Genomic DNA, 20,448 nt, shown 5'->3' with positions numbered 1-20,448 from the left:
ATTTCAAAATTAAGAACTGAGGGCTAGCGCTGGGGTAATTTTATTTCTTTTTTACCCAGCATTTCGCTCATCGTTCCTCTTCGCTCATACTGGCCTGCCTGCCTCTGGTAGGGCTGTAATAAGTCGTGTCCGCCGCGACGGACGGGCACTTCAGCACTTTTACTAAATTCGAGACCTGATTGCAGCAGGCAACTTCGATATTCATCATTCAAAATTCATCATTCGACATTAAAACTACCGAGCGAGAAGAAGAACTTTAGAGGAATGATTTCAGTTCAATTGAGGCAAAATGCCGTATTTCGTAATTCGTACTTCGTAAATCGTCGATTCAAAAACTCTTCTTTTCGGCATGATCCACCCATTCTCCAGTCAAGGTTAAATATGCGCCCATCGCATCGGCGGTCATACAAGAGTGAACAGGAAGAATTCCTATGAGATCTCCCACTTTTACTTGCTCCAATAATTCTTTCGAAGCTTTGATCAAGCCATGTTCCTGAGAAATACTTTTGACAATGCTGGTTTCACTTGGGATTTCCCAACCTTTTTCATTCAGTAGCACTACTTCTCCAAAGATCTTTTGACCATCTTCTCTTTGTAAAAAATCCTTCGCCAAATGAACACCTCCTCCATGGACTAAAATTTCATTTCTCTCAGGAATGATATCCACCACAGGAACTGCAAGAGCAACGGCAATATCCGATTTTTCGCAGCTTTTCAAGTCTGCTTGCATTAAATCATAAAAGACGAAATTTCCCGGTCCCATCTCATCGATATCTCCGAAATCATTTGCCACAGCGCAGCCGGGAGTATCCCCGATTCGGGTTTTTAAACTTTCAAATTGAGCCTGATATTTAGATTTGAGCATGGCTAATGCCTGTCGGGTCTCATGATAGATTCCTTCTTTGTCTGGCATGTAATAGGTGTGCCCAGGATGTATGTAGAAGCCAATAAAATTCAATTTATCAGACCCCGCTGCGATCCGAAGAATTTCATCAATTTTCCCAAAATCACTCATGTGAACTCCCGTTCTACCATATCCGGCATCTATTTCAATCATAAACCCGATGGGATTTTTTAGTTCTTCGGCTAGTTTGGAAATGGTGACGGTATTGACGATCTGCACAGAAATGGACTGGCTTTCTGTGAGTTTATTTAGGGTTGGTATTTCCCTTACATTGAAGGGGAAGGCAATGTGGATATTTTCCCAACCCTGGTTGCTCATGTAGGCAGCCTGTTTAATGGAAGAGGCCGTGATTTGCCGAATGCCGTAATCTTTTGCCCAATTGCCAATTGTCCTTGACTGGGCAGTTTTCCAATGGGGAATCAGCTCCATTTGGTGAAGAGATGCTTTATCCGCCATTTTTTTAATATTGGCACGGCAGATTTTTTCATCAATCAAAAGAGTAGGAGAGGAAATCAAAGATCGGTAGTCCATTGCATTGGTTTGTTTATGATTGTTCAAAGGTAAAATTTTGAATAGAAAAATGAAGTCTTACAAAATTTTCCAAAATATCGAGTGGTTTTTTAATGTTGCCTTAGCTATTGGGATGCAATTCCGAATCCATATCTTAGGATTTCCAATCCGGCTTGTTACAAGTCGTGTCCACCACGGCCTGGCACTTCAGCACTATTTATTTCACCGAACGGAGTGAGGTGTATTTCACATGGTGTATTTCGCGAGGTATATTTTCTTCATTATTGAGACTGCTTCTCCCGATCCTCGGGATCGCAGTGACGGTAAGACCAATATCTCGCTAAAAGTAGTGAAGCATATTTCACCGAAGTTATATTTCTTACTTTTCTCCTTTGCGGGAGAGATATCGTTGCTCCTTGGAATGAGATGGAAAAACCGCCCTTCAAATTTTCTAAGCCAAATTTCCCAATTTTCGCTTTATTTAAATCCGGACTATGCATTAGGATCAGTAATGAGAGTTCAAAAGGCAAGAAAATCAAGTGTTTAGCGAGTGAAGCATAGCATCGCTACGGTGATCGAGCTAAATACAGCAAAGCGGTTGATTTTGAAGCTTTTTGTACTCGTAATAGGATGTTTAATGCATATTTCGGATTAATCTTTCACCCAAAATCAAAAACATGCTCCGATCTACCTTCTTCTTAGCTGCTTTTCTTTTCTTCGTTTTTGCCTGTAAGGCTCCGACTGAAATCGATAATTGGGAAGCCCAAGCGGAACGGGTGGAGATCATCCGGGATGATTTTGGAGTGCCTCATATTTACGGAAAAAGCGATGCGGATGCAGTTTTTGGATTGCTTTATGCCCAATGTGAGGATGACTTTAGGAGGGTAGAGCGAAACTATATTTGGGCTACCGGTAGATTGGCCGAACTCGAAGGAGAGGAGGCGCTTTACTCTGACTTGCGGGCCAATCTTTACATGACTGAAGCGGAGGCTAAAGCAGCATATGAAAAGGCTCCTGATTGGTTGAAAGAGCTTTGTCAGGCTTTTGCTGATGGGGTCAATTATTACCTGCACACCCATCCTGAAGTGCAAACTCAAGTTATTGAGCGCTATGAACCTTGGTTTCCCATGTACTTTTTTGAGGGTTCTATCGGAGGAGATATAGAGCAAATTCCTACCTCCCGAATCAGAGCATTTTATGAACAAAATAAGGCTTTGGCCTATTCTGAATTTGGGGATGGATTGAATCACCCTGATCCATATGAAGAGCCGAAGGGAAGTAACGGAATTGCCATCCGTGGGGATATGACCGCTTCTGGCAATGCTATGCTGCTAATCAATCCTCATACCTCATTCTATTTTCGACCTGAAGTTCACGTGGTAAGCGAGGAAGGACTAAATGCTTACGGAGCAGTAACCTGGGGGCAATTTTTTGTTTATCAAGGATTTAATGAGAAAACGGGATGGATTCATACCTCCACACGAGTGGATTTTATCGATGAATTCAAGCAGGAGATCACTGAAGAAAACGGCAAGTATTTTTATCAATATGGAAATGAAAAGCGTGAAATTGAGGAAGTTCCTGTGACACTCTCCTACAAAACCTCGGAGGGGCTCAAGACTAAGGAATTTACCATGTACCGAACTCATCAGGGTCCAATTACCCACAAACTCGAAGATAATTGGGTAGCAACACGAATCAATTGGGATCCAGTGAATGCCCTAATTCAGAGTTATACCCGGACCAAGCTGGATAATTATGATGAGTTTCGGGAGATGATGGATATCCGGACAAACTCGTCCAACAATACTGTATTTGCAGATGCAGAAGGAAATATCGCTTATTTCCATGGGAACTTTATCCCAAAAAGAGATCCCAAATTTGACTATTCCAAGCCCGTGGATGGCTCCGATCCTGCAACTGACTGGCAGGGTTTACATACTGTGGATGAGAGTATTACCATTTTGAATCCTCCGACCGACTGGATTCAAAACTGTAACTCAACACCTTTTACGGCAGCCGGTGAATTCAGTCCCAAAGAAGCCGATTATCCTTTTTACATGGCTCCTGATCGTGAGAATTTCCGGGGAATTCATGCGGTAGATGTGTTATCGAAAGCTGAAAACCTAGATTTGGATTCCTTTATTGATTTGGCCTATGACCCGGTAATTCCTGCTTTTCAACGTTTGATTCCACCATTGGTGAGGGCTTTAGAAAAGTATGGGAATAGCACTGACCTGCAAGCAGCTACTGAAATTTTGAAGGATTGGGATTATAAAACATCCAAGGAATCTGAAGCTATGACCTTGGCTCATTTTTATGGGATTAACTATCAGCGGCAATTCCGGGATTTAAATGATTTGGTAGAAAATGAAGTGCTGGAATCCCATTCTCAAGCGGATGTTCAGAAGGAGATGGCTCGGGTTTTCGAAGAGACCCTTGAGCAATTGAAAGAAGACTATGGAAAATGGAACTTAGCCTGGGGAGAAGTAAACCGGTTTCAGCGGCTTAGTGGAGATATTGATTTGAAATACGATGACTCCAAACCATTTATTCCGATTGGTTTGGCTTCTGGCAGATGGGGCGCTTTGGCTTCCTATGGTGCAAGTCGAAAAGAAGGAACGAAGGCATTGTATGGAAGTTCGGGCAATAGCTTCGTAGCCGTGGTGGAATTTGGAGAAAAGGTAAAAGCCAAGAGTATTTTGGCAGGGGGTCAGAGTTCCGATCCCGAATCCCCTCACTTTCTTGATCAAGCCCAGCGCTATGCAGATGCTAATTTTAAGGATGTAGCCTTTTACAGAGAAGACGTAGAAAAAAGAATGGAGGAAAGGTATCAGCCGGGGAGGAGGAAATAATAGTCGCCTTCGGCTCCTAAGGTACACCTCCTTTCAGTCGGTGAGATAGGCCTTATATCTTGATGAAGTCATATCTTCACCTATCTGCGAAGCTATCTTTTAAAAAATTTTCACTGTGTCCAAAAAGATACCTATCACTTCGTTAGGAAAGATATAGGCGGCTTCGCCTCTTGAGATATACCTCCTTTCAGTCGGGGAGATACAAGAGTGCTGAAGGCACGAAATGTTTTAGCCTAGGGTTTCAACCCTAGGTAGAAGGTTAAAATTGTTCCCCCAGCGCTGGCCCATGATTATTGTTTGGAAATCAATATTAAGTGCCAGCAAGAGGGCCTAAAAACCTTTGATTAAATGCCGTGCGTGATGACACGAACGGCAGCGACATTAAAAAGCCATGCGTGGAGACACGCACGGCGGCATTAGACTTGTACAAAGAGTGCTGAAGGCACGAAATGTTTTAGCCTAGGGTTTCAACCCTAGGTAGAAAGTTAAAAATGTTCCCCCAGCGCTGGCCCATGATTATTGTTTGGAAATCAATATTAAGTGCCAGCAAGAGGGCCTAAAAACCTTTGATTAAATGCCGTGCGTGATTACACGAACGGCGGCGAGAAATATGCTCCTTTAAGTCGCGAAATACACTCCCTCCGGTCGTGAAATATAGTCGGCTTCGCCTCTTGAGATATACCTCCTTTCGGTCGGGGAGATAGGTTTGACCAATTTCTTGGCATACGCATATCTTTGCCTATCTGCGAAGCTATCTTTTTTAAAACTGCTATCCTTCCCTAAAATGTGATCCTATATTTTATTCTCATCTGCATTTTTTTGTATTCAAAGTCAACTCTTGTTCAAAATCGAACTTTTTTAACATCTAACTAGTGAATTTGGTGATTTAATTTTGACTGATTTTAGGCCATTTTTTCCTAAGTTTGCCCAAATCCTTTAAATTATATTTCATTCACCCTATGACTAAAAGACTGACGATCACCGTCATTGCCTCACTTTTTCTAGGTCTTTTTTCTTGTGTATCAAACGAAAAAATTATCTACCTCCAAAACCTAGAGGGTAACAAACCAATTGAAGAAGGCGAACTGATTGAATATGAGGTTCCTGATTATCGCCTGCAATACAATGATATCATTGATGTCAATGTACAAACAGCCCAGGATATTATTGAAATGGGCTTTGGAAATAGAATGCCGACAGGAGGAAATCAAATGGGGCAAATGGCAGGTCAGTCAGGGGGAGATATTTATTACATGACTGGTTATTCTATTGATAAAGATGGTTTTATACGACTTCCTATAGTTGGAAATATTCAAGTGAAAGATTTGACTCTTGAGGAGGCTCGAATCAAAATAGAAGAAGAGCTTCGCGCTTACCTGAAAAATGAATTATATGTCAAGGTAAAATTAGGGGGGATTCGATATTCTGCCTTAGGTGAATTTCGGAGACCAGGGAAGTTTGTAGTTCTTCAGGATAGAATGACTATTTTCGAAGCCATAGCCAATGCCGGAGATCTTTCTACAATAGCCAAGCGAGATGAAATTCTTTTAATTCGTCAATATCCTGATGGTACCCGACTACATCGAGTCAATCTAATTGATAGAAACTTGGTAAGCACTCCATTTTACTTTATACAACCAAATGATCAGCTTTATGCTGAGCCCATGAAAGTGAGGGAGATTGGAGCAGGAGAAAACGCAGCTCAATCCATTTCTCTTGTGATCTCAGCGATTACTGCTACGGCCTTAATTATCAACCTTATTATTGTGCTTAATAGATAATGTATCCCAATTCAGCTTCCAATCCTCAAAATCAGCCGAATCCTTTTCTAGCACAGAAAGAAGATGATTTGGACTTGAAGGTATTGTTCTTTAACTATCTTCAGTATTGGCCACTTTTTGTATTATTTATATTTCTTGGGTTGGTCTCTGCCTACTTGGTTAATCGCTTCACAACCCCAATTTTTCGTGTAGAATCCACCGTTTTGATTGTTGACGACCGACCTACATTAGGGGCAGATCTTTTTGAATCAGCAGGCTTTGGGTCACAGGGAAAAAGCAATATTGAAAATGAAATAGGGATTTTGAAATCCTATTCAATGGCAGAATCCACCATAAAAAAAATGGATTTGAATGTGTCTTACTATGTGGATGAGGTTTTTAAACCAAGACAGATTTATGGTAATGTTCCAATTTATGTTTCTGTTGATTGGGATATTCCGCAGGTAGTTGGAGGACTTTTTCGTTTGGAGGTAATTGATGAGGATAATTTTGAACTTACTGTAGAGGAGGAGGGATTTGCGATCTATGATCCAAAAGACCCATTCTACAAGAAAAGTGCACAGGGATTTGGTTTAAAAAAATCAATTTACTCCTTTGGACAGGAAATTTCTGGTGACTTTTGGAGTTTTACCGTGAATAAAGTTTCTGTTCTTCCTGGAGAAGTTGTCTTCTTTAAGCTAGTTGATACACCTAGTCTGGCTTTGCAAATGAAAAATGCACTTCAGGCCTCAACCCTGAATAAGCAAGCTTCAATTTTAACACTTTCCTTAGAAACACCTCTTCGACGTCTTGGTGAAAACTACATTAACACCATGATGGAGCAATACCTTCAGCGTGAATTAGATGAAAAAAACCAAGCCTCTGAGAACACCATTAAGTTTATAGAAGATCAACTTAGAGGTATTTCTGACTCTTTGGAGTATTCAGAAAGCCAATTGCAGGAATTCCGATCTAAAAATAGGATTTTCAACCTTTCTCAAGAGGGCTCTATGATTTTTGAGCGTCTCACAGACCTGGAGCAGGAGAGAAGTCAGATTGAGTTAAACCTTAAATACCTACAGACATTACAATCCTATTTGGATAATAACCAATTGGGAGATTTGGTAGCTCCTGCTATTGTAGGTGTTACCGATCCTCTTTTGACTTCTTTAGTAGCGAGTCTTTCTGAATTGCAGGCAGAGCGGGTCCGGATTTCAGCTACTTTCAATGATCAAACTCCACAAATGCGGGATATCAATTCCCGAATTCAAAGCACTTCAAACGCTTTGAAGGAAAATGTACGCTCGGCAATTCAAAACTCAAGAAACACGCTGTCTGATATTAATGGTAGAATTCGATTGATCGAGCAGGATATAAATTCGCTGCCAGCCACTGAAAGAAGTTTATTAAACTATACAAGACAGTTTACAATCAATGAAAATATTTATGTCTATTTGCTTCAAAAGAAAGCTGAGGCAGAAATTACCATGGCATCCAATATGCCGAAAAATAAAATTTTAGATTTTGCTAAAGCAGGAGGCGCCCCAATCGCTCCAAAAAGAACAACGAATCTGCTTTTTGGGATGATTATAGGACTTATCATCCCAGTAGCATTTATTACGATCAAGGATTTTTTGAATACAAAATTAGAAGATCCTAAAGAGCTCGAAAAAGCAATTAAGGTTCCTTTGATTTCAATGATTGGGCGAAGTAATACAGAAGATAGTTTACCTGTCTTGCTTAATCCAAGATCTACGGTAACAGAATCATTTCGGTCACTTCGGGCAGATATGTCTTACCTGAGTCCAAATAGAGATAAATTGACAGTGCTTTTTACTTCTTCTATTTCTGGTGAGGGAAAAACTTTTGTATCGATGAATATGGCATCTGTTTATTCGCTGATGGGTAAAAAGACCATTTTGATCGGATTGGACCTTCGAAAGCCTAAAATTGCCGAAGAATTTGGATTGATTAATGACAAAGGAATGAGTACTGCTTTGAGTTCGGATACTTCCTGGAGAGAAGTAGTCAAGTCAACTTCTCATGAAAACCTGGATATTATCCTATCAGGTCCTATTCCGCCTAATCCAGCTGAATTATTGCTTCAGGATAAATTTGGGCAGATCATTGAAGAAATCCGTCAAGAGTATGAAGTGGTAGTATTTGACTGTCCTCCAGTTGGACTTGTCTCTGAGACAAAAGAACTTTTCAAGCATGCCGATATCAGCTTCTTTGTATTCCGTCAGGGCTATTCCATGAAGGGTAATGCTGAGGTTCTCAATAACTTGGTTGAGAAAGGTGGAGTCAAGAAAATCTATGGCATCCTAAATGATGTACATATTGATAAGGGTTATGGATACGGCTATGGCTATGGCTACGGATACGGCTATGGAAATAACTCCTACGGCTATCATGAAGAAGTCCAATTACCTTGGTGGAAACGAGCTTTGAGGAGGAAATAGGCCTTTGGGGAAATACACTTTGTGAAATACACTTCGTGAAATACGCCTTCGGCGAAATATATTCGGCTTCGCCTCCTGAGATATACCTCCATTTAGTCGGTGATATACGCTTCACTTCGTTTCACGAATTACTAGTTTTACCGTCACTGCGAGCCGCGTAGCGGAGTTGCAGTCTCAAAAATAAAAGAAATACGCCTTTGGCGAAATATAGTCGGCTTCGCCTCCTGATATACACCTCACTTCGTTCGGTGAAATAAAAGAGTGCTGAAGTGCCAGTCCGCCGTGGCGGACACGAAATGTTTTAGCCCTACCTGAGGTAGGCAGGCCTGGGTTTCAACCCTAGGTAGAAGGTTTAAAATGTTCCCCCAGCGCTGGCCCATGATTTTTATTTTGGAAGTGGGAATTGGGTGCCAGCAAGACGGAGAGGTATAAAAAAGCGGTCAGGAGATGGCATTATTTTTGGCACAGGTCATGAGACCTGCGCCATTTTAGGGTGTACGTTTAACCCAATTTCTAGGCGCAGCCATATCTTCACCTATCTGCGCAGCTATCTTTAAAAAATCTTCACTGTATTCAAAAAGATATCCCTCACTCCGTTCGGAAAAATATAGTCAGCTTCGGCTCCTGAGATACACCTCCTTTCAGTCGGTGAGATAGGCTTTAAATTGATCCAAGAGTTACTGGTTTTACCGTCACTGCGAGCCGCGTAGCGGAGTGGCAGTCTCAAAAATAAAAGAAATACGCTTCGCGAAATATTGTCGTCTTCGACTCTTGAAATACGCCTTCGGCGAAATATCCTTCACTTCGTTTAGAAAGATATAGTCGGCTTCGCCTCCTGAGATAGACCTCCTTTCAGTCGGTGAGATAGGCCTAATATCTTGGCGTAGCCATATCTTCCTATCTGCGAAGCTATCTTTTTTAAATCCCTTGTTTCTATGGTTTTAGATAGCCTTTGGCATCAATTATATACATCCTGCAGGTTGTCAAGAAATTTTCTGTCCAGGATTTAACCCCTTAATTTTGTCACTAAAAATTAACCATTCATCAATCTTGGATTTGAACTATTCTAATATCTATTGATATTTGGGGCGTAGTTTTGTTATTAATTTAAGATGTTTTTCAATATTTCTTTTATCTTATTTAAGCTTAAACCAGCTGCTTTATGCCTGATTTTCATCGTATTGCATGCAGCAAATGCACAGGAAATGGTCCGCCTTAAATTAGAATCAGATCAGATTGAGGAGATTTTAGATAGCCAATCCCTTCCTCCTTATTTCTCGGAAGAAATGATTCAGGGATTAGCAGAAATACCAACTGTTTACAATCGGAAACTCCAGTTAATAGCCTACAATTCTGAAACTTACGCCATTTCCAGTTGCTATTTTGATGTATATAAGTGGGAAGAGGATACATGGCAAAACCACTATTTATTTGGAAATCGCGGATATACCTGCGGGGCCTGGCCTTTCTTCTATCAAAATCAACTTCACTTTTTGGGGGGCTATGGATTTTGGAATAATCATACTGATTTACTTTCCTTCGATGAAATAGAGGGATCCTGGTCACTGGAGACTCCAAGCAATCAACCCTCTAGTTACAATACCGAATTAATTGGCATTGGGAAGGAGTCGGCTTTTCTCTTTCTGGGAATTCATCATAACCCCCGTCTAAATATCAATAATGTATATGAAGACGAAGGGTTTTATTTAGACCTCAAATCCATGAACTGGAGTCGACTAAGTTTCGAAGGATTGATATCCCATACTCCAGGAAAGGCCAAGTTTCTTATCCAACGAGGTATTGGAATAGATACTGAGAATTTCTTTGTCTTCAATGCCTTTGCCTCTTCTAATAATGAAATGGGACTGGTACTATTCGATAAGCGCAGTATGGAATTTCGTTTTTTCAAACGAGACTCACCATTTGATTTCTTTAATTACGCTGCTTGGATAGCTATAAAAGGGGATCAAATTCAGTTTGTTGATAATTTCAATTCTATACAGGAATTGGATATTGATGGCTTTTTTCAACATGCTGAATATGTAGGTAAAGCAAAAATCGAGTCTCTATCTCCCGCTTTATCTTTCAAATGGAAAGAAAGGACTCTTTTATTCTTAGGCTTGTTAGTAAGCTTGCTCTTGATCCTCTATTTATTCGTGAAATTTTTCCCAAGACTGAGCCGCCCTTTTATCGGCTTATTTTTGAAAACTTCTGATGTGCAGGAAGAGAGTAGCTCCAGAAACGAAACTGATGATGAAATAGCAAAAATATTTCATGAACTCCATTCCCTCAAAGGTAAAGTACTTAATACCGAAGAATTGGATAAGCTTTTTAAGATCGATACTATTAAAAGTTTGGATTACAGAAAGGTTAGGCGCTCTCGATTACTTTTAGCATTAAATAGTATGGCAGAAAAGAAATACGGAAAATCAATCATTAAGAGAAAACGAAATCTCCAAGACAAGCGCTTCCTAGAATACGAAATAAGTTGAGTTGTAAATATTCATGAATTTTTTGCAACATATATTTCACTCTGTACTGTATTAAAACATAGTTTTTGGGGAATGAAACATCTAAATAATTTTCTGCTTTTCATAAAAATATTTAGTTATTTTATAATTGTTAAATTACTGATTACCAATTAATTGAATTGATATTTAATTTAGGTAACAGGCATTGTTACTTAATTTACCTGATTTTTATCGATTTAGTTTCATCAATTTTTATTCTTTGCGATGAACATGAAGATTAATTTGAATTGTATGTTTTTATTAAGGGCAATAACTCTTATTGCTGCTTTGTTTTTTTGTGGCACTTCTGCTATCACCTTTGCTGATCAAATCAAATTATCCATATCTATTAGAGATTTAGGTACCATCCGAAATCTCGACTATTTAGAAGCTCATTTTTCTAAAGAGCAAATTCAATCCTTAAAAAACTTACCCGTACAGGGAGGGAAGGATTTTCAATTGATTAAAAATGATCAGGGAACCTTCGCTCTTACTCCCTGCCTTTTTAATGTCTATCAATGGACTTCAGAAGGTTGGAATAACTGCTATCTCTACGATAATAGCGGATACAACTGTGGCGCAAAATTCTTTTTCCGAAATGGACAGCTTTTCTCCTTGGGAACTTATGGCTTTTGGCGGAATCACAGTGATTTGTTGAGTTTTGATTCCGCTACGGGATCTTGGTCACTTTTTCCAACTCAAAATCAACCCATCGATTACGGGGCTGCATATACTGGGGTGGGAGAGAAAGGAGCCTTTCTCTTTTTTGGAGTCAAACAGAATTATCGTTTTGATAATCATCAAGATTTTGAACAAGGCTACTTTTTAAATTTCGAGGATTTTAGTTGGCAGTATCTCTCCTTTGGCAACCTTATTTCTACAAGTTCCAGTTTGGCTGATTTTGTGATCCATGAAAATTACTTAGATACGAAAGATTTCATGGTCTTCTCGGGCTTTTCTTCCGATCCACAAATAGGCTTTTTGATTTTTGAAAAAAATACTTTGGAGTTTCGGTTTATAAAAATGGAGCGCGCCATCGAAATTTTGAATAATCCTTCCTGGATTCTTCAGCAAGCTAATCAAGCAACTATTTCCGCGGTGAGAGATAATCCCTTTGTCTTGAATTTTGACGATTTGTACCAAAAGGCTGAATATGTGGGTGAAGCGGAAGTTTTGCCTATTAGTGCAAGGGAAATCGAAGAACTCCAAAATGACTACATATTAATATCACTTGGGATGTTGATTGCCACAGGGGTGATTGTTTTCTGGGTCTTGCGCAAAGAAATACTCAAGGTAAAACATCTGGAATCACAGAAGGAAAGCATTGAAACGAAACCCCAATCTCAGAAAAATTCTGATCAGAAGTTAATAGAACTTTTCGAACCATTTCAAGGAAAGGTATTGACTGTGGAGCAAATCGATCAAATTCTTTTGATCAATGATATTCCAAACCCAGATCATAAAAAGGTTAAGCGGAGCCGCCTAATTAAGGAGGTCAATCAACTCAGTGAATCACATTCTGGAGAAGCGCTAATCGTACGAAAGCGAAACCCAGAGGATAAGCGCTTTATCATCTATGAAATCCAAAACAAAGTTCCTACATCTTTAAACTAAATTGTTTATCAATCTAAAGCTAAAGTTTTCAATTATATGCTGAATGCAATTAAAAATCTTTTTTCAGGCAGGACTACAGTTCAAAAAACTTTGAATGGTAGGATTTGTACCTATCATTATACAGGTAAACCTGCCTTTTTCGACCCAGTTCAGATGTTGACTGATTTCAATTTTCGATATCAGGATAAGCAGGTTCAACGTTTGCCTTATAGGTTTCAGAGCGATCCTATTCTAGGACTAGTTAGCTTACCTGCTGATTCTGAGAATCCTGCCGTGACTTGTCGGCTAAACTTCAATAAAAAAGTCTTAGAGGTTAATCGCTTTGTTTTTAAAATTTCATCCTCTCCAGCAAGCCATTATCGATTCTATTACGATGGTGAGGAGATACTTAGATTTACCCGCATCTACCAAATGGCATCTTACCATCAAAATTTGGGACTGAAATTGGCCTCTGTCCATAAGGATAATCTCGATCTGTCCCGTAGTCAATGGTCCTGGGAAAATGAAGGAGGAAAGGTACTCTTCCTTGAAAACTTCGGTTACCCTCAATTGTGGGATATCCGCAATATCAATCATATAAAAAACATGATAAGTTAATCAATCTGTTTATCACCCAGTTTCAAATTTTTGTAATCTTAAACACAGCGTTTAGATTATAAAATGCAAAAAATAGTATATAAAAAAAGTTAGTAGAAATTGGATTTAAAATGAGTACCAAAACTACTCATTTTTATATCTTTGAACCGTCAAGACGGAGCTAGTAGTGGCAAGGTTTTGGCTTTTTGACCCCCAAAATAACTGATAATCAGTCTTTTTTAATAAGCTAAGGCCCAGGAACGAAGAAAATATCGAGGAAGAAGCTACGGGAATCTTTTACTAGTGATTTTTATCATAGTAGCCTTCTAAATCGAATTTTTTTTCCGGATTGGGACTGAAAGGGCGAAGCTGCGTCGAGGGTGTTTAATTGTCGAACCGTTTAATTGTTTAACTGTCGAATTGAAGCGTTAACCTTAAAATAAAGGTTCACCCATCAGTTCATTAATTCAGCAATAGGGGTGTCGAATCGTCGAATTGTTTAATCGTCGAATCGAAGGCAAACTTGAAAATAATGGTTATTAATCAGTTAGTCAATTCGACAGTTCATCAGTTCGACAACAATTCGGTTCATCAGTTCGTCAATTCATCAATTAGACAATCAATTCAATAGACTATAAATTTGAATGATCATGGAAAAGAAGTTTTTTACCTATCGATTTGAAAAATTAGAGGTTTATCAACTTGCAAGAAAGTTTCGAGTCGAAATCAAAAAGCTAACCTTGAAGTTTCCTTCTGATGAAAAGTTTGAATTAACCTCCCAGATTCGTAGATCTTCTTCCAGCATTGCCACTAATTTGGCAGAGGGTTCTGGAAGAGCGTCTAGTGCTGATCAGGCTTATTTTTCAAATATTGCTTATTCAAGTGCATTAGAGACGATTGATCATTTGATCTACGCTTTCGATATGGAATATATTTCAGAGGAGATTTATTCAGAATTTAGATTAAAGCTAGATGAAATCATAAACAAAGTAAATTCCCTCTATAAGTTTCAGATTAACCAATCTGAAAGTCTGAAAAATAAACTTAAAAAGTGACGAATTGTGGAATTAAGATTAGGATTGTCGAATCGTCGAATTGTTTAATCGTCGAATCGAAGGTCAAACTCGAAAATAATGGTCACCTATCAGTTCGTCAATTCGACAGTTCATCGATTCATCAATTCCCCAGTTCGACAGATCATTGGTTTATCAGTTCGACAACAATTCAGTTCATCGATTCATCAATTCCCCAGTTCGACAGATCATTGGTTCATCAATTCGACAGCAATTCGGTTCATCAGTTCGTCAAAAAGTCAATTCATCAGTTCGACAATAGTATGAAGAAAGCCATCATCGTTTCCGGTTATTTCAATCCCATACACAAAGGGCATATAGAATATTTTAATCACGCCAAGGCAGCGGGAGATGAGTTGATTGTGATTGTCAATAATGATTATCAGCGTATGCTGAAGGGCTCCGCAGAGTTTCAGTTGGAGGATGAACGGATGTTTATCGTTTCCAATATCAAATCGGTAGATCGAGTTTACCTTTCCATTGATAAGGACCGCACCGTTTGTGAAACAATCAAAAAGGTCCATAAAGAACTTTCTAATGATTACCATTTAGCATTTGCCAATGGAGGTGATCAAAATAATCAATCCATTCCTGAGGTACCCGTTTGTGAAGAATTGGGAATTGAATTGATTGATGGAATGGGAGAGAAGATTCAGTCGAGCAGTTGGTTGCTACGCAGTTGAGAGTTAATCGTTAACGGTTAATCGTTAATATGATAATGCTTAACCACCTTCTAGTTGTTTAATCGAGGAATTGTTTAACTGTCGAATCGAAAGTCTAACCCAAAATAATGGTCGCCCATCAGTTCGAAAATAACTCTGAACTTCAAACCCTGAACTTAATTACGCTTAACGAATTAACGCTTAACAATTAACAGTTTGTCCGCCGTGGCACTCGCAGCCTGAAATTCCAAAACCTATCGATTAGGATCTCCTACAAAGCATAATTAATGAAGGCAGTTCTCAGAAGTATTCTTCCAAAAAATCTAATCAGCGAATTAAGCTTTTTAAGGGATTATAGTTTATTCCCAGAAAAGTATAGAGGGAAGTTTGTCAATCAATCTTTTTCTCAGGAAGGGGAGGATGTTCTATTGAAGAGGATCTTTGATATTCGAAAAAAGTATCGTGGTTTCTATGTAGATGTAGGTGCTCATCATCCTTATCGATACTCCAATACATACCTTTTTTATCGGAAAGGTTGGTCAGGAATAAATATTGACGCTATGCCTGATAGTATGAGGGCATTTAATAAAGTGAGGGCTAGGGATATAAATCTGGAGATACCGATTTCAGACAAAAAGCAGGTCTTGACATATTATGCCTTCAATGAACCTGCATTAAATGGTTTTTCAAAAGAGCTTTCTGAGAAAAGAGATGGTCATGATAGTTTTAAACTATTGTTTACCAAGGATATAGAGACATTCACCTTGGAGGAAATACTCGATCAGTACTTGCCTAAGGATCAAACGATTGATTTCCTTTCTGTGGATGTGGAAGGCTTGGATTTTGAAGTGATTAGATCTATAAACTTGGAGAAATACAAACCCAAAGTTATCCTAGCCGAGATATTGAGAAACTCACTTTCAAATCTTGATCAAAATCCAATGCTTGGCTATTTGGAAGGATACGGTTATTCTGTCATGGCCAAAACGGTAAATACCGCTTTTTTCATTCATGAGGATTTTAAATAGTCTGCAACTCGACTCTAAGGATGTTTAATCGTGTAATTGTTTAATCGTCGAATCGAGAATCTAACCCAAAATAATGGTCAACCATCAGTTCGTCAATTCAGCATTAGGAGTGTCGAATCGTCGAAATGTTTAACCGTCGAATCGAAGGTCTAATCCAAATCAATGGTTACCCATCAGTTCGACAATTCATCAGTTCCACAGTTCGACAGATCATTGGTTCATCAATTCGACAATTCATCGATTCATCAGTTCGACAATAACTCCGAACTTCAAACCCTGAACTTTTAACACTTAACCATTAACGTTTAACATCTAATTCCCATTTACTCTTGAAACTCAACCTAAACACCCGAATCTACATCGCCGGCCACAGAGGCATGGTTGGATCGGCTATATGGAGAAAGCTGGAAGCGGATGGCTATTCGCATCTGATCGGGAAGACATCTGCCGAGCTGGATCTGAGAAATCAGAAGGCAGTAAGAGATTTCTTTGAAGAGGAACAACCGGAGGTAGTTATTGATGCCGCAGCAAGAGTAGGAGGGATTTTGGCTAATAATGAGTATCCCTATCAGTTTCTGATGGAAAATATGCAGATCCAGAATAATCTGATCGATACAGCATTCCAGGCAGGAATTAACAAGTTTATCTTTTTGGGTTCCTCTTGCATCTATCCCAAACTAGCCCCACAGCCACTTAAGGAGGAGTATCTGTTAACTGGTCCATTGGAACCAACCAACAAATGGTATGCGGTGGCAAAAATAACAGGAGTAAAAGCTTGCGAAGCCATTCGAAAGCAATTTGGCAAAGATTATATTTCCCTAATGCCCACCAATCTCTATGGGCCCTACGATAACTTTGACCTGAGAACTTCCCATGTCCTACCGGCTATGATTCGTAAGTTTCATGATGCGAAGATTTCATCTGTAAATAGTAAACAGTCAGTAGTAAGTAGTGGGGATTTACCTGTAACACTATGGGGAAGTGGAACGCCAATGAGGGAGTTTTTGTATGTAGAAGATTTGGCTGAAGCGGTGGTATTTGCTTTGGAAAATCAATTCCAGGATAATCTCTACAATGTTGGAACAGGGGAAGACTTGACTATAAAAGAGCTCGCCGAACTGATCCAAAAGATTGTAGGACATACCGGAGAGATCATCTGGGATTCCAGCAAGCCTGATGGTACTCCAAGAAAATTGATGGATGTGTCCAAAATGACCGATGCAGGCTGGAAAGCGAAAACAAGCTTGGAAGAGGGGATACGGAGGACTTACGCTTGGTTCTTAGAGAATCAGGGGGAGTTTAAAGAGCTTAAAATAAAGTAAGGGTTGTTAATCGGTAAAGGTTAAACGTAGCCGCAATTGAAAACTTTCAAGATTTACAGGTTTGGGAATTAGCCAGTGAGCCTTTCGAGTCTGTAAAGAATTTATCTAAGTCATTGATTAATAATTTAATAAAGCAATAAAGGCAAGTCATATTAAGTGGTTTTCGACCACAAACGACAACTTAACCTTTAACAATTAACTATTTACATATCTTCCCGAACCTCGAATCCTAAACCTAAAACCCAGAATCCTATCAAAAGTACCCTTTCCATAGCTGTCTTGATGACTTGTTTTAATCGAAAAGAAAAAACCAAAAGGTGTTTGGAGAATCTTTTTGATCAAATGCTACCGGAAAACGCCGAATTACAAGTTTTTCTCTGTGATGATGGCTCCTCTGATGGTACCTCGGAAATGCTTGAAAAGAATTTTCCACAGGTGAGGGTTGTGAAAGGCAATGGAAATCTTTACTGGAATGGAGGGATGAATTTAGCTTGGACCAAGGCAAAGGAATCTGATCAATTTGACTTCTTTATTTGGCTCAATGATGATACTTACCTGTATCCTTCTGCTCTTTTAATGATGTTTGATCAGTACCATAAGCTGGAACAGCCGGGAATAATTGTGGGAGCTTGTCAGGATCCTGCCACAGGTGACTTTTCATTTGGAGGCACCAATGACGAAGGCATGGTCGTTCCAAATGGAATGCCCCAAGAAGTAAAAATGATCAATGGAAACATAGTCTTAATCTCCGCTGAGATTGATCAAAAACTAAATGGACTCTCCTCTGATTTTACCCATTATTTTGGAGATTACGATTATGGTCTTCGCGCAAAGGCTGCTGGATTTCCTTGTTACAGTACGGAAAAATATATTGCCACCTGTGAAATCAATTCCTTTCCCTATTGGGGAGACTCTAAACTTAGTTTTTCTAAGCGTTGGTTTTTATTCCATAATGTGAAAGGAATGGCAGCAAAGGAATATTTCCACTTTCTTAGAATCCATGAAGGAATAGTAGTTTGTCTTAAAAAGATCATTTCTGCTTATTTGCGAGTCCTGTTTCCAGATTTATTCCTTAGGGTAAAGCGCATTTTCTAGGCTTTTGCCCATAGAACAGATATTTAAATGAAAGTTCTTTTTGATCCACAAATATTCTCAATTCAGAAATACGGAGGCATATCTAGATATTTTGTCAGAATGGCTGAAGAAATGCAGAGTATGGGGGAGAATGTAGCTATTGAAGCAGGATGGCATATCAATTACTATCTGACCGAAAGCAATTCGAAATTGGTGAAGGGACATTATTTTCATAAATACCCATCGCATAGTATTCGGGCCTTTCGCAAATTAAATAGCTACAAAGGAAGCCTTAGGTCGTTTCTTAGTAGGCCTGACATCATACATGAAACCTACTTTTCTTCAGAGCCAATTATCAAAACCAATAGGCCTGTAATTGTGACGGTTTATGATATGATCCAAGAATTGTATTCCGATCAATTTAGACCAGAAGAGTTGGTGACTGCTCCAAAAAAGGCAGCACTCAAAAGGGCGGACCATATCATTAGTATTTCTCATCAGACTAAAAAAGATTTAATCCGTCTTTTTGACATCGATTCCGAAAAAATTTCTGTGGTTCATCTTGCAGCCGATAAGGCATTGAAAATAGATAAAGAGGAAGTTGAGGGGAAAAAGCCATTTATCCTCTATGTGGGCTTAAGGTCAGGGTATAAAAACTTCTCCAATTTTCTAAAGGCATTTGCTAGTTCGGAGAGGCTTAAGTCCGAACTGAATATTTACGCTTTTGGTGGTGGAGGTTTCAATCAGCAGGAAAAAGAACTGATTCAATACTTGGGGCTTTCTTCTAATCAAGTATTGCAGGGTGCAGGAACGGATTTGGATTTGGCTAGGCTATATTCTCAAGCTCAAGCTTTTGTTTATCCATCCCTATATGAAGGCTTCGGGATTCCTCCTTTGGAGGCCATGACCTATGGCTGTCCGGTTGTGAGTAGTTTTACCAGTTCATTGCCTGAAGTGGTAGGAGATGCAGGGCTAACTTTCGACCCTTTGAATTTAGAGGAAATGACCTCTCAATTAGAGAAAGTGGTTTTTGATGAAGACTTAAGATCCACATTAATCAAAAAGGGATTTCAACGGGTACAGCAATTTTCTTGGAAAAATACAGCCCTTCAAACCTTAGAAATTTATAAGAATGTTATCTAAGAAAATCTATCGAGCCTTATCAAGAAGGCTAAACCCACCACAACAAGTCAAGGATGAAACGGCCTTATTGGCTATGGGAAGGTTGTTGTCAAATCAACAATGGGGTATGACTTCTACCTCTATAAATGATTACGAGTTCAGAATTTTTAGTCAGTTTGGAGATGATGGGATCATTCAGTATTTGATCAAACACCTTGAGATAAAAAATAAAACTTTTGTGGAGTTTGGAGTAGAGGACTATAAAGAGTCGAATACTCGGTTTTTGATGATGAATAATTTGTGGTCAGGCTTTGTCATGGACGGATCAGCTTCATATATGAATTCTCTTCCCATGCAGCCTTGGTATTGGAAACATCAATTGCAGCATAAAGCAGCCTTTATTACCTGTGAGAATATCAACGATTTGATGGCTGAAGTCGGATTTTCAGATTTGGGATTGCTTCACATAGATATTGACGGCAATGATTACCATGTATTGGAAGCGATGGATTTTTCCAAATTAAATCCTGCTATCTTAATTATGGAATATAACAGCGTATTAGGGATAGAAAGAGCTATTAGCATTCCTTACAAAGCTGATTTCTTCCGTACGGCCGCCCACCATTCGAACCTTTATTTTGGAGCTTCCATTTCAGCGCTGAATCACTTGGCTGATAAAAAAGGCTATGCATTGATTGGAGGGAATCTGGATGGGAATAATGCATATTTTGTAAGAAAAGACCTCCTGAATTCAAAAGTAAAGGCTTGTTCCTTAGAAGACGCTTACAGGGAAAGCCAGTTTATGGAAAGCCGGGATGAGACCGGTAAGCTGACTTATCTAAGAGGTCCAGAGCGTTTGCAGGAAATTCGAGGTATGGAAGTTCTGAATGTTTTAACCGATCAGATTGAAGAACTTTGAAACTTGAATTCAACACAAGTACTTCATTTTCTTTAAGTAAAATCTAATACTCAAGAT

14 protein-coding genes are annotated in these 20,448 nt (G+C 39.2%); 13 read left to right on the top strand and 1 reads right to left on the bottom strand.

Annotation, left to right across the window (positions count from 1 at the left end; all coding sequences use genetic code 11):
• Window positions 1-328: 328 nt before the first annotated feature.
• The gene (locus tag CDH51_RS03140) at window positions 329-1,462 is read right to left on the bottom strand and encodes an alanine racemase (RefSeq protein ID WP_317045921.1); all 1,134 of its coding nucleotides are present in this window, start codon (window positions 1,460-1,462) and stop codon (window positions 329-331) included.
• A gap of 629 nt (window positions 1,463-2,091) precedes the next feature.
• Here CDH51_RS03140 and CDH51_RS03130 point away from each other — a divergent pair.
• The 13 genes from CDH51_RS03130 (at window position 2,092) to CDH51_RS03070 (ending at window position 20,391) form a co-directional block, all read left to right on the top strand.
• On the top strand, window positions 2,092-4,269 hold the full coding sequence (locus CDH51_RS03130) for an acylase (RefSeq protein ID WP_100627212.1): 2,178 nt from the start codon (window positions 2,092-2,094) through the stop codon (window positions 4,267-4,269).
• Between the two features lie 959 nt (window positions 4,270-5,228).
• Window positions 5,229-6,050, top strand: a complete 822-nt coding sequence (locus tag CDH51_RS03125) for a polysaccharide biosynthesis/export family protein (protein ID WP_100627211.1) — start codon at window positions 5,229-5,231, stop codon at window positions 6,048-6,050.
• Complete coding sequence (locus CDH51_RS03120; RefSeq protein WP_100627210.1) at window positions 6,050-8,491, top strand: GumC family protein; 2,442 nt, start codon at window positions 6,050-6,052, stop codon at window positions 8,489-8,491. The genes CDH51_RS03125 and CDH51_RS03120 overlap by 1 nt, the downstream gene beginning before the upstream one ends.
• A gap of 1,112 nt (window positions 8,492-9,603) precedes the next feature.
• Window positions 9,604-10,983: a hypothetical protein gene (locus tag CDH51_RS03115; RefSeq protein WP_100627209.1), complete on the top strand. Its 1,380-nt coding sequence runs from the start codon at window positions 9,604-9,606 to the stop codon at window positions 10,981-10,983.
• Window positions 10,984-11,253: 270 nt separating this feature from the next.
• Window positions 11,254-12,615 (top strand): hypothetical protein, encoded by a 1,362-nt coding sequence (locus tag CDH51_RS03110; RefSeq protein WP_100627208.1) that lies wholly within the window; start codon window positions 11,254-11,256, stop codon window positions 12,613-12,615.
• A gap of 36 nt (window positions 12,616-12,651) precedes the next feature.
• Window positions 12,652-13,212 (top strand): hypothetical protein, encoded by a 561-nt coding sequence (locus CDH51_RS03105; RefSeq protein WP_100627207.1) that lies wholly within the window; start codon window positions 12,652-12,654, stop codon window positions 13,210-13,212.
• A 629-nt stretch (window positions 13,213-13,841) separates the two neighbouring features.
• On the top strand, window positions 13,842-14,246 hold the full coding sequence (locus tag CDH51_RS03100; protein ID WP_100627795.1) for a four helix bundle protein: 405 nt from the start codon (window positions 13,842-13,844) through the stop codon (window positions 14,244-14,246).
• Window positions 14,247-14,527: 281 nt separating this feature from the next.
• Window positions 14,528-14,947: an adenylyltransferase/cytidyltransferase family protein gene (locus CDH51_RS03095; protein ID WP_100627206.1), complete on the top strand. Its 420-nt coding sequence runs from the start codon at window positions 14,528-14,530 to the stop codon at window positions 14,945-14,947.
• Between the two features lie 266 nt (window positions 14,948-15,213).
• A complete protein-coding gene (locus tag CDH51_RS03090) occupies window positions 15,214-15,954 on the top strand; it encodes an FkbM family methyltransferase (RefSeq protein ID WP_100627205.1) in 741 nt (246 codons plus the stop codon).
• Window positions 15,955-16,283: 329 nt separating this feature from the next.
• On the top strand, window positions 16,284-17,276 hold the full coding sequence (locus CDH51_RS03085; RefSeq protein WP_198514252.1) for a GDP-L-fucose synthase family protein: 993 nt from the start codon (window positions 16,284-16,286) through the stop codon (window positions 17,274-17,276).
• A 282-nt stretch (window positions 17,277-17,558) separates the two neighbouring features.
• On the top strand, window positions 17,559-18,371 hold the full coding sequence (locus CDH51_RS03080; protein ID WP_100627204.1) for a glycosyltransferase family 2 protein: 813 nt from the start codon (window positions 17,559-17,561) through the stop codon (window positions 18,369-18,371).
• A 27-nt stretch (window positions 18,372-18,398) separates the two neighbouring features.
• Window positions 18,399-19,493, top strand: coding sequence for a glycosyltransferase family 4 protein (locus CDH51_RS03075; RefSeq protein ID WP_100627203.1), 1,095 nt, complete (start codon window positions 18,399-18,401; stop codon window positions 19,491-19,493).
• On the top strand, window positions 19,483-20,391 hold the full coding sequence (locus tag CDH51_RS03070) for an FkbM family methyltransferase (protein WP_100627202.1): 909 nt from the start codon (window positions 19,483-19,485) through the stop codon (window positions 20,389-20,391). Before CDH51_RS03075 ends, CDH51_RS03070 begins: the two co-directional genes overlap by 11 nt.
• The last annotated feature ends 57 nt before the right edge of the window (window positions 20,392-20,448 follow it).

The sequence above is a fragment of the Algoriphagus formosus genome (assembly GCF_002807035.1).
GTDB classification, from domain to species: Bacteria; Bacteroidota; Bacteroidia; order Cytophagales; family Cyclobacteriaceae; genus Algoriphagus; species Algoriphagus formosus.
The sequence above is the reverse complement of the archived record's forward strand: the minus strand, read 5'-3'. Positions and strand labels throughout refer to the sequence as shown.

Excerpts from the sequence above, each read along its gene's own strand:
- CDH51_RS03120 (WP_100627210.1), top strand. The coding sequence starts at position 6,050 with ATGTATCCCAATTCAGCTTCCAATCCTCAAAATCAGCCGAATCCTTTT.
- CDH51_RS03075 (WP_100627203.1), top strand. The coding sequence starts at position 18,399 with ATGAAAGTTCTTTTTGATCCACAAATATTCTCAATTCAGAAATACGGA.
- CDH51_RS03105 (WP_100627207.1), top strand. The coding sequence starts at position 12,652 with ATGCTGAATGCAATTAAAAATCTTTTTTCAGGCAGGACTACAGTTCAA.
- CDH51_RS03110 (WP_100627208.1), top strand. The coding sequence starts at position 11,254 with ATGTTTTTATTAAGGGCAATAACTCTTATTGCTGCTTTGTTTTTTTGT.
- CDH51_RS03095 (WP_100627206.1), top strand. The coding sequence starts at position 14,528 with ATGAAGAAAGCCATCATCGTTTCCGGTTATTTCAATCCCATACACAAA.
- CDH51_RS03090 (WP_100627205.1), top strand. The coding sequence starts at position 15,214 with ATGAAGGCAGTTCTCAGAAGTATTCTTCCAAAAAATCTAATCAGCGAA.
- CDH51_RS03125 (WP_100627211.1), top strand. The coding sequence starts at position 5,229 with ATGACTAAAAGACTGACGATCACCGTCATTGCCTCACTTTTTCTAGGT.
- CDH51_RS03070 (WP_100627202.1), top strand. The coding sequence starts at position 19,483 with ATGTTATCTAAGAAAATCTATCGAGCCTTATCAAGAAGGCTAAACCCA.
- CDH51_RS03115 (WP_100627209.1), top strand. The coding sequence starts at position 9,604 with ATGTTTTTCAATATTTCTTTTATCTTATTTAAGCTTAAACCAGCTGCT.
- CDH51_RS03080 (WP_100627204.1), top strand. The coding sequence starts at position 17,559 with ATGACTTGTTTTAATCGAAAAGAAAAAACCAAAAGGTGTTTGGAGAAT.
- CDH51_RS03130 (WP_100627212.1), top strand. The coding sequence starts at position 2,092 with ATGCTCCGATCTACCTTCTTCTTAGCTGCTTTTCTTTTCTTCGTTTTT.
- CDH51_RS03100 (WP_100627795.1), top strand. The coding sequence starts at position 13,842 with ATGGAAAAGAAGTTTTTTACCTATCGATTTGAAAAATTAGAGGTTTAT.